This is a genomic window from Pseudomonas sp. HS6 (genome assembly GCF_023375815.1).
Classification (GTDB): Bacteria; Pseudomonadota; Gammaproteobacteria; order Pseudomonadales; family Pseudomonadaceae; genus Aquipseudomonas.
The window spans coordinates 6,535,001-6,547,752 of record NZ_CP067412.1 but is presented as its reverse complement, the minus strand read 5'-3'; the positions used below and the strand labels follow the sequence as shown (position 1 = coordinate 6,547,752).

Here is a 12,752-nt window from a genome sequence, read left to right as displayed (position 1 = left end):
ACCATCGGTCACGTTGACCACGGTAAAACCACTCTGACTGCTGCTCTGACTCGCGTTTGCTCCGAAGTTTTCGGTTCGGCAATCGTTGACTTCGACAAGATCGACAGCGCTCCAGAAGAAAAAGCTCGGACAAGCCGTTCCTGATGCCAATCGAAGACGTATTCTCGATCTCGGGTCGCGGTACTGTTGTGACTGGTCGTATCGAGCGCGGTATCGTTCGCGTTCAGGATCCACTGGAAATCGTTGGTCTGCGTGATACGAAAACCTCGTGGCTGACAAAACCCCGGTTACGACAACTGTCACCGATACCGTCGACACCACCAATCTGACCCTGAGCGCTACCGGCTCCGTGGCCGAAGGTGGTTCGATCGTTTACACCGCCACTCTGACTGAATTTCTTGACGACCATAGAGCGTTGGAACCACCTGATCCCATCCCGAACTCAGAAGTGAAACGATGCATCGCCGATGGTAGTGTGGGGTTTCCCCATGTGAGAGTAGGTCATCGTCAAGATTAAATTCCGAAACCCCCGACACCGTGGGTTACACCGACAGCACCGTCGGCGTCACCGTCAACCTGAAGACCGGCGTCAACTCCGGGATTGCCAAGGGTGACACGTTCACCGACATCGAAGGCATCCGTGGTTCGAACTTCAACGACACCTTCGTCGCATTGCCCACGCCGCCGGTGATGATGTTGTCACCCGCATTGCCTGTGCCGGTGAAGTTGCCGGTGCCGGTATAAGTCAGGCGCTCGACTTCGCCGCTCATACCCATTTTGATCTGGTTGGTGCGGATTTCGTCGTCGCCGCCCCGTCGAGGGTGTCGTCACCGGCACCGCCGCTGAGTACGTTATTGCCGCTGTTGCCGACCAGATAGTTGTTCAGGCCGTTGCCGACACCGTTGAGGTTGTCACTGCCGGTGAGGAACAGGTTTTCCAGGTTGGCGCCCAGCGTCCACGCCGGTGGCGGCGACGATGAAATCCGCACCAACCAGATCAAAATGGGCATGAGCGGCGAAGTCGAGCGCCTGACTTATACCGGCACCGGTAACTTCACCGGTACCGGCAATGCGGGTGACAACATCATCACCGGCGGCGCGGGCAACTGTCTATAATTCGCCCCACTTCCGGCGCAGTCGAAACGGAAAACTCCTTGAAACTCAATGAGTTACGCAGTTTTCGACAGCGACTTGCTTCAGATCATCGAAGCCAGGAAGGAGTTGGAAATGCCGGTTTGTCTGGTGCTTTCAACGGTTCGATCTTCTCGGGACGTGCTGATCGGCGGTGCAGGTGCCGACCAGTTGATTGGCGGCGCCGGTTTCGACACGGCCAGCTATGAAGACGCCAGCCCGGGCGTCGGCGTGACGATCAACCTGAAAACCGGGGTTCACACCAGCCTGGCGGCGGGTGATACGTTCATCGGTATCGAGGGGCGAATCTGGTTTTGCAGATTCACAACAACGACGATCCGGTGACCATCAGCGGCCTCGACGTCAACGGTGGCGAGCTCACCGTCTTCGAGAAAAACCTCAGCACCGGTAGCGCACCGGATGCCACCGCCCTGACTCAGAGCGGTACTTTCACGATCACTGCTTTGGACGGAACCCGGCCGGCACCCCGGTGACCGTGACGTTGAGCAATGGCTCCGTCATCACCATCGAAGCAGGCAAAACCACTGGCACCGTGACCGTTGCTGCGCCTGCCGATGACGTCTACAAAGACGCCGGCAAAGTCGAAGTGACCATCAAGGACGCTTCCGGCGGCAACTTCGAGAACCTGGTGCCAAGCACTGTTCCATTGCCTTCGATGGCGGCGCGGGGAACATGGACACCGTGGACTACTCGACCTCGGCTGCCGGTATCAACGTCGACATCCGCTACAACACGCCAGGCCGAGCAGGCATCGGTGGCGACTCGGAAGGCGATACCCTGATCAACATCGAGAAGGTCATCGGTTCCGCCTTCAACGACACCTTCAGCATTGACACCCTGACCGCTGGGCTCGGCCAATCTCAACGGCACCGGCAACGCGGTCAACAACCGCATCACCGGTAACGACGGTGCCAACGTCCTCGACGGTGGCCTGGGCGCTGACTCCCTGATCGGTGGCCTGGGTAACGACACCTACATCGTCGACAACCTCGGCGACACCATTACCGAAACCAGCACCCTGGCCAGCGAAATCGACACCGTACGGCCGGCTCGGCCAACCTCAACGGCACCGGTAACGCGGTCAGCAACCGTATCACCGGCAACGATGGCGCCAACGTCCTCGACGGTGGCCTGGGCGCTGACTCCCTGATCGGTGGCCTGGGCAATGACACCTACGTCGTCGACAACATCGGCGACACCATTACCGAAACCAGTACCCTGGCCAGCGAAATCGACACCGTACGTTCCTCGATCAACTGGCATCGGTGCCGATGCCATGGTCGGTGGCGACGGCATCGACACCTATTACGTCGACAACGTCGGCGACCTGGTGATCGAAACCGACGCCTCGTTGACCGCGCTCGACCGGGTGTTCTCATCCATCGACTACACCCTCGTCGCCAACGTCGAGAACCTGATCCTCATCGGCTCGGCCAATCTCAACGGCACCGGCAACGCGGTCAACAACCGCATCACCGGCAACGACGGAATCAGCGCGATCAGCCGTCCGACCTCGTCGTAGCGGTACTCGGTGACCGCCCCCAGCGCATCCTGCTCGGCGATCAACCGACCCTGCGGATCGTAGGCCTTGAGCTGCTCGCCACCGTCGGCGGCGACCTGACGCACCAGCCGCGCTGTGTCGTCGTGGACGTAAACCTCTTCACGGCCGTCGACGTACTGCACCGTGACGCTGCCGGCGTCGTTCCAGATGTAACGCGTGTCCATCTGCGAAAACGACGCCCAATGCCGCACGCAACGCGCCCAAAGACTAGAAATCAACATTCATCATCAACTGATGGAATGCTCATTTCTAAGCTTTTCAAACTTCAGAAGCAGTAGTGGTGGAGCCAAGCGGGATCGAACCGCTGACCTCCTGCGTGCAAGGCAGGCGCTCTCCCAGCTGAGCTATGGCCCCGTATTTCTACAGGCGTTTCCCACACAAAATTGGTGGGTCTGGGCAGATTCGAACTGCCGACCTCACCCTTATCAGGGGTGCGCTCTAACCAACTGAGCTACAGACCCAATTTCTGGCTGCTTTAACTTGTGATGCTGATAATCTTTCTGACTATCAGTCTGACTCCACAAGCACCCACACGAATTGCTTGATTCAGTTGTTAAAGAGCGGTTGGTTAAGAACTTTCGTCTCAACCGAGGCGCGCATTCTACAGCAGCCTCATTTGCTGTCAAGTGATTATTTTCAGAAGTTTTCGAAGAATTCTTCAACAACTTCAACCACTTGCGCTTCCGATCTCTCGTTAGCGGGAGGCGAATTCTACAGCGTTACACGCTGCTGTCAACACCTCTTTTTCTCCGCTTTCGACTGGCTCGGCCAACCTCAACGGCACCGGTAACGCGGTCAGCAACCGTATCACCGGCAACGATGGCGCCAACGTCCTCGACGGTGGCCTGGGCGCTGACTCCCTGATCGGCGGTCTGGGTAACGACACCTACATCGTCGACAACCTCGGCGACACCATTACCGAAACCAGCACCCTCGCCAGCGAAATCGACGCGGTGTGGAGCTGGGTCAACTGGACCCTCGGCGCCAACCTGGAAAACCTGTTCCTCGCAGGCACCGCCAATCTCAATGGCACGGGCAACGAACTGGCCAACTACATGATCGGCAACGCTGTTTCGCGGCACCAGTTACACCGACAACTTTGTCGCCGATGCCACGGCCACCTCGTTTGATGGTGCGGGCGGCTACGACACCGTGAACTACGCGACCTCCGAGCAGGCGATCAACCTGACGCTGACCGGCGCCAACGGCACCGGTCTGGGCGGCGATGCGCAGGGTGATTCATTCAGCAACATTGAAGCGATTATCGGCACGGCGTTCGATGACGTCTTTACTCTGAACTCTGGCAGCACCAGCGTCAGTGGTGGCGCCGGCAACGACGTCTACATCATCAATGGGCCCTGGGCCGGTGGCATCGGTGAAGCTGCGGTCACCGAAGTCACTGACACCATCGACACGACAACCGTGAAGCTGACCGCTTCCGAAACCGCTGCTGAAGGTGGCACTGTCACCTACACCGCGACCGTTGACGCGCCTGTGACGGGCTCGCCAGTGACTGTCACTTTGGCCAACGGCCAGACCATCACCATCGAAGTCGGCAAGACCACCGGCACCGTGACCACCACCGCACCGAACGATGCGCTGAACGGTCATGAGCCACTGAGCAACTCGATCACTGGCGTGAGCGGCGGCAACTACGAAAACCTCGTCGCCGACAAGACGCCGGTCAGCACCACCGTGACCGACACCGTCGACACGACCAACCTGACCCTAAGCGCCACCGGTTCTGTGGCTGAAGGCGGTTCGATCGTTTACACCGCCACTCTGACCAGCCCGGCTGTCGGCGACGAAGGTGTCGTTGAAGTTCGAACCACGGATGCCTTCGATGCCGGTGAAGGTGTCACCGGTGGCGATACCGCTGTGCACGCCGGTTTTCAGGTTCACCGTGACGCCAACGGTACTGTCGGTATAACCCGCGATGTCGAACCCGGCACCGCCGATAAACTGGTCGGCGCCGTCACCACCGAACAGGGTGTCGTTACCGATGCCACCAGTGATGATGTTGTCGCTGGCGTTGCCGTAACCGATGAATGCACCGGTGCCGGTGTAGGTCAGGCGCTCGACGTTGGCGTTCAGGCTGATTTGGCCGTAGTTGGTCCGTACCTCGTCGCTACCACCGCCCACCTGTTCGATGACTGTGCCGCCGGCACCGTTGATGATGTACACATCATCGCCCGCGCCACCCTCGAAGGTTGGCGCCAACATCCTCGACGGTGGACTGGGCGCTGACACCCTGATCGGTGGTCTGGGCAACGACACCTACATCGTCGATAACCTCGGCGACACCGTTACCGAAACCAGCACTCTGGCCGGAGAAATCGACACCGTGCGGTCGTCCGTGGACTGGCGCCTGGGTGCCAACCTGGAAAACCTCGTGCTGACCGGCAACGCCGTCAACGGCACCGGCAACGAACTGAACAACACCCTGACCGGCAACGCGGCGGCCAACACCCTGGACGGCGGCCTCGGCGCCGACACCATGATCGGTGGCGACGGCGTCGACACCTATTACGTCGACAACGTCGGCGACGTCGTCATCGAGACCGATGCTTCGCTGACCGCGCTCGACCGGGTGTTCTCATCCATCGACTACACCCTCGCCGCCAACGTCGAGAACCTGATCCTCACGGTATCACCATCAACACCGCGCACGTTGAGTACAACTCGAAGATCCGTCACTACGCTCACGTTGACTGCCCAGGTCACGCTGACTATGTGAAGAACATGATCACCGGTGCTGCGCAGATGGATGGCGCTATCCTGGTTTGCTCGGCCGCTGATGGTCCGATGCCGCAAACCCGTGAGCACATCCTGCTGTCTCGTCAGGTAGGCGTTCCGTACATCGTGGTTTTCCTGAACAAGGCTGACCTGGTAGACGACGCTGAGCTGCTGGAACTGGTTGAGATGGAAGTTCGTGACCTGCTGTCGACCTACGACTTCCCGGGCGACGACACTCCGATCATCATCGGTTCGGCTCGTATGGCGCTGGAAGGCAAAGACGACAACGAAATGGGCACCACTGCTGTTAAGAAGCTGGTGGAAACTCTGGACAGCTACATTCCAGAGCCGGTTCGTCTGACTGATCATACGAACTGGCTCTGGGATGTAGGTATCCAGAGTTTCAACCAGTTTACGAACGGCAGTGGTGCCCATTTCGTTGTCGTCTTTGCCTTCCAGCGCCATACGAGCCGAACCGATGATGATCGGAGTGTCGTCGCCTGGGAAGTCGTAGGTCGACAGCAGGTCGCGAACTTCCATCTCAACCAGTTCCAGCAGCTCAGCGTCGTCTACCAGGTCAGCCTTGTTCAGGAAAACCACGATGTACGGAACGCCTACCTGACGGGACAGCAGGATGTGCTCACGGGTTTGTGGCATCGGACCATCAGCGGCCGAGCAAACCAGGATCGCGCCGTCCATCTGGGCAGCACCGGTGATCATGTTCTTCACGTAGTCAGCGTGACCTGGGCAGTCAACGTGAGCGTAGTGACGAATAGTCGAGTTGTACTCAACGTGCGCGGTGTTGATGGTGATACCAAACCCGGCCGGCACCCCGGTGACCGTGACGTTGAGCAACGGCTCCGTCATCACCATCGAGGCGGGTAAAACCACTGGCACCGTAACGGTTCCTGCGCCAGCCGATGACGTCTACAAAGATGCCGGCAAAGTCGAAGTGACCATCAAGGATGCGTCCGGCGGCAACTTCGAGAACCTTGTTCCGAGCACCGTTCCGGCCGTCACGGAAGTCACCGATACCATCGACACTTCGACCGTCAAACTGACGGCTGATACTTCGGTCGCGGAAGGCGGCACCGTCACCTATACCGCTACAGTTGGCGCACCTGTCACCGGCTCGCCAGTGACTGTGACCCTGTCCAACGGTCAGTCGATCACCATCGAAGTCGGCAAAACTACCGGCACCGTGACCACCACGGCGCCAAACGATGTGCTAAACGGACAGGCGCCGCTGAGCAACTCGATCACCGGCGTTTCCGGCGGCAACATACCCGCACCACCGAAGAACTGATCGGCACCGTCGCCACCAAACAGGGTGTCGTTGCCGATGCCACCGGTGATGATGTTGTCGCTGGCATTGCCGTAACCGATGAATGCGCCGGTGCCGGTGTAGGTCAGGCGCTCGACGTTGGCGTTCAGGCTGATTTGGCCGTAGTTGGTGCGCACCTCGTCATTGCCGCCGCCTACCTGTTCGATGACCGTCGCGCTGCCGGTGTTGAGGATGTACACATCATCGCCCGCGCCACCTTCGAAGGTGGCCGAGATGGTATCGATGCTGAACGTATCGTTGAAGGCCGAACCAATCACTTTCTCGATGTTGAACAGGGTATCGCCTTCCGAGTCGCCACCGACGCCTGCACGGCCTGGCGCGTTGTAGCGGATGTCGACGTTGATCCCGGCAGCCGAGGTCGAGTAGTCCACGGTGTCCAGGTTGCCCACGCCACCATCAAAGGCAATCGCCCGGCTGTCCAGTGCTGCTGTCGCCGTCGGAATCGGTGATGGTGTAGGTGAAGGTTTCAGTCCCGTTTCCGCCGCCGTGCAGGGCTTTGAAGTCGGCGTCATTCGGATTGACGGTGTAGGTGTAAGTGCCGTTGGCGTTGAGCACCAGAGTGCCGTAAGTCCCAGTAAAAGTACCGGCAGTGATCGGGCCAGCGTTCGGCCCTGTCGGCACGCGGTCGGCGCCTTGCACGTCGTTGGTCAGGACGTTGCCGGTCAGGGTCAGGTTGGTTTCGGAAGCCGTGCCGGCGTTGCTGTCGTCCACGCCTTTTGGCAGGTCGTCGACGATGTTGACGTCGAGGTTGGCGTTGGCGGTGGTGCCGTTGTCATCGACGACGGTGACGGCGAATTGTTCGCTCAGGCTGTTGGCGCCGTTGGCGGTTGGGTGGGCGTCGTTGTGGTCCAGGGTGTAGCTGTAGCTGACGACGCCAGTGGTCGCATTGAACCCGGTGATGGTCAGCGTACTGCCCAGTGGCGTGTCATCGCCGGCGCCGCCCTCGTAGGTAGCCACGAGAGAAGCATCGGTTGTGAAGCTATCGTTGAATGCCGAGCCGATGACTTTTTCGATACCGGCCAGGGTCATACCCTGCGAATCGCCGCCAACGCCCGCGACGCCTGTGCCCGGACGGATATCGACATTGATGCCGGCAGAAGAGGTCGAGAAATCGACAGTATCAATGCCTTCACCGCCATCGACACCGGAAATTCGGCTATCGACCACGAACGTGTCGTTGAATCTGGAGCCGGCGATCACCTCGATGCCGTTGAACGTATCACCTGCACCGATCCCCGAAATGACGCCGGTTTTCAGGTTGATGTTCATGGCGACCGTACTGTCGAAGTACGACACGGTGTCGCGACCAGCGCCGCCGATGAACTGGTCGGCACCACCACCGCCATAGAACACGTCGTTGCCGTTGCCGCCGGTGATGATGTTGTCACTGGCATTGCCCCAGCCGGTAAACGAAGCCGTGCCGGTGTAGGTCAAGCGCTCGACGTTGGCCGCAAGAACGTGGTTCAGGTAACTGACCCGTACTTCATCGTTACCGCCGCCAGCCTGCTCGATGACGGTCACAGACCGTTGCCGCACCCGCCGATGACGTCTACAAAGACGCCGGCAAGGTCGAAGTCACCATCAAGGATGCAACCGGCGGCAACTTCGAGAACCTGGTGCCAAGCACCGTTCCAGCCGTAACGGAAGTCACCGACACCATCGACACGTCGACCGTGAAGCTGACCGCTTCCGAAACCTCGGCTGAAGGCGGCACCGTTACTTACACCGCGACTGTGGGCGCGCCTGTGACCGGCTCGCCGGTTGTGGTAACCCTGGCCAACGGTCAGAGCATCACGATTGAAGTGGGTAAAACCACTGGCACCGTGACCACCACCGCGCCGAACGATGCGCTGAACGGTCATGCACCGCTGACCAACGCGATCACTGGCGTGACGGGCGGCAATTACGAGAACCTCGTAGCCGACAAGACTCCGGTTTCGACCACCGTCACTGACACCGTCGACACCACCAACCTGACCCTGAGCGCTACTGGCTCCGTGGCCGAGGGTGGCTCGATTGTCTACACCGCGACCCTGACCAATCCGGCCGGCACTCCGGTCACCGTGACCCTGAGCAACGGCGCTGTCATCACCATCGAGGCCGGTAAAACCACTGGCACCGTATCCGATCGGTACCGTGCTGGCGGCCAATGTCGAGCGTCTGACCTATCTCGGTGACAAGGCATTTACCGGCTACGGCAACGACAGCGACAACATCATCACGGGTGGTTCGGGCAACGACACACTGTACGGCGGTGCGGGTGCCGATCAGTTCATCGGTGGCGCCGGCGTGGACATTGCCGGCTACACCGACAGCAAGACCGGTGTGACGATCAACCTCAAGACCGGTGTGAACACCGGCATTGCTGCAGGCGACACCTACACCGGCATCGAAACGATCAAGGGCTCGAACTTTGCCGATACTTTTGTAGGCAACGGTGCCGGCATGGCCTTTGACGGCGGGGCAGGTGTCGATACGGTCGACTATTCGACGTCGGCTGCCGGCGTGAGTGTCGAAGTGCGCTTGGGCACTGGCGCGGCCGGCAAGGGCGGAGATGCCGAAGGCACGACCCTGGCCGGTATCGAGAACGTGATCGGCTCGGCGTTCGACGACATCCTCACCACCGGTCCTGATTACACAGCGACCGCCATTCGCCTGGAAGGAGGTGCAGGCGATGACATCTACTACATCAATACCGGTGTGACACCGACCATCGTGGAACAGGCCGGTGGTGGCAACGACGAAGTGCGTGTGACCGTGATCAGACTTCCAGAAGCAAGGCATCCCGACCTTCGACTACGGCAACAACATCCGTCAGATGGCCCAGGAAGAGGGCGTGGAAAACGCTTTCGACTTCCCGGGTTTCGTACCGGCCTACATCCGTCCGCTGTTCTGCCGTGGCATCGGCCCGTTCCGCTGGGCGGCGCTGTCGGGTGATCCACAGGACATCTACAAGACCGACGCCAAGGTCAAGGAACTGATCCCGGACGACGCCCACCTGCACAACTGGCTGGACATGGCCCGCGAGCGCATCAGCTTCCAGGGTCTGCCGGCACGCATCTGCTGGGTCGGCCTGGGCCAACGCGCCAAGCTCGGTCTGGCGTTCAACGAAATGGTCCGTCGCGGCGAGCTGTCGGCACCGATCGTGATCGGTCGCGACCACCTCGACTCCGGCTCGGTATCGAGCCCGAACCGCGAAACCGAATCGATGCAGGACGGCTCGGATGCCGTGTCCGACTGGCCACTGCTCAACGCCCTGTTGAACACCGCGAGCGGCGCGACCTGGGTTTCGCTGCACCACGGCGGCGGCGTCGGCATGGGCTTCTCGCAGCACTCGGGCATGGTGATTGTCTGCGACGGTACCGATGAAGCAGCCGAGCGTATCGCTCGCGTGCTGCACAACGACCCGGGTACGACGCCCTCGACCGGCTGATCCGCGTGCGCCACACCCGCGACGATGTGCCGGAAAACTTCGCCCACGACCCGGCCGGCAACCTGCTGATGCAGGACCGTCCGGGCCCGGCCAGCATCAAGGGCAACCGCCTGCTGATGCACGGCGACCGCCATTACGACTACGACGCCTTCGGCAACCTGATCCGCGAACGCCGCGGCCGCGCACAACAACTCGTCACCGAATACCGCTACGACAGCCAGCACCGCCTGATCGGCCTGACTCGCCCCGACGGCAGCACCGCGACCTACCAATACGACGCCTTCGGCCGACGCATCCGCAAAACCGTCGACGGCCAGAGCACCGAGTTCTTCTGGCAAGGCGACCACCTGATCGCCGAAAGCAGCCCGACCCAGCACCGCAGCTTCATCTACGAACCCGGCACCTTCCGCCCGCTGGCGATGCTCGACGGCAAAGGCCCGAAAAGCGCCTGCCCGTTCTACTACCAACTCGACCACCTCGGCACCCCGCAGGAACTGACCGACTACAGCGGCGACATCGTCTGGTCAGCCAAATACAGCGCTTACGGCAAGGTCACCTCGCAGGAACTGGCGACCGAGGACTACCTGGACCAGCCGCTGCGGTTTCAGGGGCAGTACTTCGACGCGGAAAGCGGGCCGGACGATGCGCCAACGTCCTACGAGTACCGCAACGGTTTCCTGCACAGCCGTTCGCGTGGCGATGCGCAGTGGACGTACCGGCGCAATGCCCAGGGCGACATCACCGAAGCGGTCGATCCCGACGGCCATGTCACCCATTACCACCACGACGCGCAAGGGCGGTTGCTGTCGATCCGGTATCCGGACAGTGGTCGTCATGTGTTCGTGTGGAACGACCTCGGCCAGTTGGTCGAGGAAAGTTTGCCCGACGGTGGCGTTCGGAAGTTTTCCTACGATGCCTTGGGGCGGCGGATCACTGCGCAGGATGAACATGGCGCCGTCACCCGTCATGCGTGGGACGCCGTTGGCCGGCTGATTCAGACCACTTCGCCGACTGGCGCCACCCGCGCCTGGTCCTACAGCGCCTACGGCCAGGTCACCGCCGAACGCGATGAACTGGGGCGCCTCACTCGCTACGAGTATGACGACGACCTGCACCTGGTCAGCCGGCGGATCAACCCGGACGGCACGCGGCTGCAATACCGCTACGACCATGCGCAGCTGTTGCTGACGGAAATCGAGAACGAGTCCGGGGAAAAATACCGGCTGGACTACACACCGACCGGATTGATCCGACAGGAAACCGGATTCGATGGGCGGCGTACCGCCTATGCCTACGATCACAACGGCCATCTGCTGGAAAAGACCGAGTTTGGTGACGACGGCTCGACGCTGGTCACCGCGTACCAGCGTGACAGCGCCGGGCGCCTGCTGCTCAAGACCCTGCCGGACGCCAGCACGGTTGAATACCGCTATGACCGCCTCGGTCGGCTGACCGGAGTCGATGACGGCCAGGGCCATCCGCTGGCCTTTGAATACGACCTGCAGGACCGGCTGGTGCGCGAGCATCAGGGCTGGGGCACCTTGCGTTACGCCTACGACGCCTGCGGCCAGCTCAGCCGCATGCGATTACCGGACAACAGCAAGCTCGATTACCACTACGCCAAGGGCGGTGCGCTGACGGCGATCGACCTCAACGGCGCCTTGCTGACCCGTCATGTCTACCAGAACGGCCGCGAACAACAACGCCAGCAAGGCCTGCTGCTCAGCGAATACGCCTACGACGAACAAGGCCGCTTACGTTCCCACGCCGTAGGCCATCAACGCGGAGCGCTGTACCGCCGCGACTTTGCCTACAGCGCCAACGGCGACCTCGAGCACATTGCCGACACCCGCCACGGCCAACGCAGCTACCAGACCGGACGATGCGCCGACGTCCTACGAGTACCGCAACGGTTTCCTGCACAGCCGTTCGCGTGGCGATGCGGTGTGGACGTACCGGCGCAATGCTCAGGGTGACGTCACCGAGGCGGTTGATCCCGACGGCCATGTCACCCATTACCACTACGACGCGCAAGGGCGGTTGCTGTCGATCCGTTATCCGGATTCCGGCCGGCACGTGTTTGTGTGGAACAACCTCGGGCAACTGGTCGAGGAAAGCCTGCCCGACGGTGGGGTTCGGAAGTTTTCCTACGATGCGCTGGGGCGGCGGATTACTGCGCAGGACGAACATGGCGCGGTCACTCGTCATGCGTGGGACGCCGTTGGCCGACTGATCCAGACCATCTCGCCGACTGGTGCCACTCGCGCCTGGTCCTACAGCGCCTACGGCCAGATCACCGCCGAACGCGATGAACTGGGGCGCCTCACTCGCTACGAGTATGACAACGACCTGCACCTGGTCAGCCGGCGGATCAACCCGGACGGCACGCGGCTGCAATACCGCTACGACCATGCGCAGCTGTTGCTCACGCAGATCGAAAACGAGTCCGGCGACAAGTACCTTCTGGACTACACACCCACCGGATTGATCCGACAGGAAACCGGCTTCGATGGCCGCCGCACCGCG

12 protein-coding genes, 2 tRNA genes, 1 rRNA gene and 13 pseudogenes (1 of these 28 cut by a window edge) are annotated in these 12,752 nt (G+C 60.9%); 19 read left to right on the top strand and 9 right to left on the bottom strand.

Features of this window, described 5'->3' with window-relative positions; genetic code table 11:
- Positions 1-3: 3 nt before the first annotated feature.
- From JJN09_RS29625 to JJN09_RS29615, 4 genes and pseudogenes are all read left to right on the top strand, one after another.
- Positions 4-254 (top strand): annotated as a pseudogene (locus JJN09_RS29625) (GTP-binding protein); the annotation flags it as partial.
- Positions 255-268: 14 nt separating this feature from the next.
- A pseudogene (locus tag JJN09_RS29775) lies at positions 269-385 on the top strand (hypothetical protein); the annotation flags it as partial.
- 12 nt (positions 386-397) lie between these two features.
- Positions 398-513 (top strand): 5S ribosomal RNA (rrf, locus tag JJN09_RS29620).
- A 24-nt stretch (positions 514-537) separates the two neighbouring features.
- Positions 538-744 (top strand): hypothetical protein, encoded by a 207-nt coding sequence (locus tag JJN09_RS29615; RefSeq protein ID WP_249484920.1) that lies wholly within the window; start codon positions 538-540, stop codon positions 742-744.
- A 22-nt stretch (positions 745-766) separates the two neighbouring features.
- On the opposite strand, the gene JJN09_RS29610 is transcribed toward JJN09_RS29615, so the two are convergent.
- Positions 767-1,009, bottom strand: a complete 243-nt coding sequence (locus JJN09_RS29610) for a hypothetical protein (protein ID WP_249484919.1) — start codon at positions 1,007-1,009, stop codon at positions 767-769.
- Between the two features lie 154 nt (positions 1,010-1,163).
- Between JJN09_RS29610 and JJN09_RS29605 the strand changes: the two genes are divergently transcribed.
- From JJN09_RS29605 to JJN09_RS29595, 4 genes are read left to right on the top strand one after another with little or no spacing between them, the layout of a single operon-like run.
- The gene (locus JJN09_RS29605) at positions 1,164-1,475 is read left to right on the top strand and encodes a hypothetical protein (protein WP_249484918.1); all 312 of its coding nucleotides are present in this window, start codon (positions 1,164-1,166) and stop codon (positions 1,473-1,475) included.
- Positions 1,445-1,624, top strand: coding sequence for a hypothetical protein (locus JJN09_RS29600; RefSeq protein WP_249484917.1), 180 nt, complete (start codon positions 1,445-1,447; stop codon positions 1,622-1,624). Before JJN09_RS29605 ends, JJN09_RS29600 begins: the two co-directional genes overlap by 31 nt.
- Entirely contained in the window at positions 1,621-1,932 is a 312-nt protein-coding gene (locus JJN09_RS29770; protein WP_368388974.1) for an immunoglobulin-like domain-containing protein, read from the top strand. Before JJN09_RS29600 ends, JJN09_RS29770 begins: the two co-directional genes overlap by 4 nt.
- Entirely contained in the window at positions 1,824-2,054 is a 231-nt protein-coding gene (locus tag JJN09_RS29595; protein WP_249484916.1) for a hypothetical protein, read from the top strand. Before JJN09_RS29770 ends, JJN09_RS29595 begins: the two co-directional genes overlap by 109 nt.
- Before the next feature lie 483 nt (positions 2,055-2,537).
- Here JJN09_RS29595 and JJN09_RS29580 read toward each other — a convergent pair whose 3' ends face one another.
- From JJN09_RS29580 to JJN09_RS29570, 3 genes are all read right to left on the bottom strand, one after another.
- Positions 2,538-2,933: an RHS repeat domain-containing protein gene (locus JJN09_RS29580; RefSeq protein ID WP_249484915.1), complete on the bottom strand. Its 396-nt coding sequence runs from the start codon at positions 2,931-2,933 to the stop codon at positions 2,538-2,540.
- 57 nt (positions 2,934-2,990) lie between these two features.
- Positions 2,991-3,066: transfer RNA gene (locus JJN09_RS29575), tRNA-Ala, on the bottom strand.
- A gap of 30 nt (positions 3,067-3,096) precedes the next feature.
- Positions 3,097-3,173: transfer RNA gene (locus JJN09_RS29570), tRNA-Ile, on the bottom strand.
- Between the two features lie 336 nt (positions 3,174-3,509).
- Between JJN09_RS29570 and JJN09_RS29765 the strand changes: the two are divergent.
- The 3 genes and pseudogenes from JJN09_RS29765 to JJN09_RS29760 form a co-directional block, all read left to right on the top strand.
- Positions 3,510-3,587, top strand: a pseudogene (locus JJN09_RS29765) (hypothetical protein); the annotation flags it as partial.
- A 78-nt stretch (positions 3,588-3,665) separates the two neighbouring features.
- Positions 3,666-3,842, top strand: coding sequence for a hypothetical protein (locus JJN09_RS29565; protein ID WP_249484914.1), 177 nt, complete (start codon positions 3,666-3,668; stop codon positions 3,840-3,842).
- 22 nt (positions 3,843-3,864) lie between these two features.
- Positions 3,865-4,407, top strand: a pseudogene (locus JJN09_RS29760) (immunoglobulin-like domain-containing protein); the annotation flags it as partial.
- Positions 4,408-4,440: 33 nt separating this feature from the next.
- Here JJN09_RS29760 and JJN09_RS29555 read toward each other — a convergent pair.
- On the bottom strand, positions 4,441-4,935 hold the full coding sequence (locus JJN09_RS29555; protein ID WP_249484912.1) for a calcium-binding protein: 495 nt from the start codon (positions 4,933-4,935) through the stop codon (positions 4,441-4,443).
- Here JJN09_RS29555 and JJN09_RS29550 point away from each other — a divergent pair.
- Positions 4,862-5,449 (top strand): calcium-binding protein, encoded by a 588-nt coding sequence (locus JJN09_RS29550; RefSeq protein ID WP_368388973.1) that lies wholly within the window; start codon positions 4,862-4,864, stop codon positions 5,447-5,449. The two genes, JJN09_RS29555 and JJN09_RS29550, sit on opposite strands and share 74 nt — an antisense overlap.
- Positions 5,359-5,805, top strand: a pseudogene (locus tag JJN09_RS29545) (GTP-binding protein); the annotation flags it as partial. The gene JJN09_RS29550 and the pseudogene JJN09_RS29545, both read left to right, overlap by 91 nt.
- A 12-nt stretch (positions 5,806-5,817) precedes the next feature.
- Here JJN09_RS29545 and JJN09_RS29540 read toward each other — a convergent pair.
- Positions 5,818-6,264 (bottom strand): annotated as a pseudogene (locus JJN09_RS29540) (GTP-binding protein); the annotation flags it as partial.
- Between JJN09_RS29540 and JJN09_RS29755 the strand changes: the two are divergent.
- A pseudogene (locus JJN09_RS29755) lies at positions 6,254-6,673 on the top strand (immunoglobulin-like domain-containing protein); the annotation flags it as partial. The pseudogenes JJN09_RS29540 and JJN09_RS29755 overlap by 11 nt on opposite strands.
- On the opposite strand, the gene JJN09_RS29535 reads toward JJN09_RS29755, so the two are convergent.
- The 3 genes and pseudogenes from JJN09_RS29535 to JJN09_RS29710 form a co-directional block, all read right to left on the bottom strand.
- Positions 6,610-7,305, bottom strand: coding sequence for a hypothetical protein (locus JJN09_RS29535; protein ID WP_368388972.1), 696 nt, complete (start codon positions 7,303-7,305; stop codon positions 6,610-6,612). The pseudogene JJN09_RS29755 and the gene JJN09_RS29535 sit on opposite strands and share 64 nt — an antisense overlap.
- Positions 7,214-7,717 (bottom strand): annotated as a pseudogene (locus JJN09_RS29530) (Ig-like domain-containing protein); the annotation flags it as partial. The gene JJN09_RS29535 and the pseudogene JJN09_RS29530, both read right to left, overlap by 92 nt.
- Positions 7,718-8,098: 381 nt before the next feature.
- Positions 8,099-8,314 (bottom strand): annotated as a pseudogene (locus tag JJN09_RS29710) (hypothetical protein); the annotation flags it as partial.
- A 95-nt stretch (positions 8,315-8,409) separates the two neighbouring features.
- Here JJN09_RS29710 and JJN09_RS29520 point away from each other — a divergent pair.
- From JJN09_RS29520 to JJN09_RS29490, 5 genes and pseudogenes are all read left to right on the top strand, one after another.
- Positions 8,410-8,970, top strand: a complete 561-nt coding sequence (locus JJN09_RS29520) for an immunoglobulin-like domain-containing protein (protein ID WP_249484909.1) — start codon at positions 8,410-8,412, stop codon at positions 8,968-8,970.
- Positions 8,930-9,043: pseudogene (locus tag JJN09_RS29750) on the top strand (hypothetical protein); the annotation flags it as partial. The gene JJN09_RS29520 and the pseudogene JJN09_RS29750, both read left to right, overlap by 41 nt.
- Before the next feature lie 517 nt (positions 9,044-9,560).
- A pseudogene (hutU, locus tag JJN09_RS29510) lies at positions 9,561-10,208 on the top strand (urocanate hydratase); the annotation flags it as partial.
- 86 nt (positions 10,209-10,294) lie between these two features.
- Positions 10,295-12,097 (top strand): annotated as a pseudogene (locus JJN09_RS29745) (RHS domain-containing protein); the annotation flags it as partial.
- Between the two features lie 4 nt (positions 12,098-12,101).
- Positions 12,102-12,752: pseudogene (locus tag JJN09_RS29490) on the top strand (type IV secretion protein Rhs) (its annotated part continues 588 nt past the right edge of the window); the annotation flags it as partial.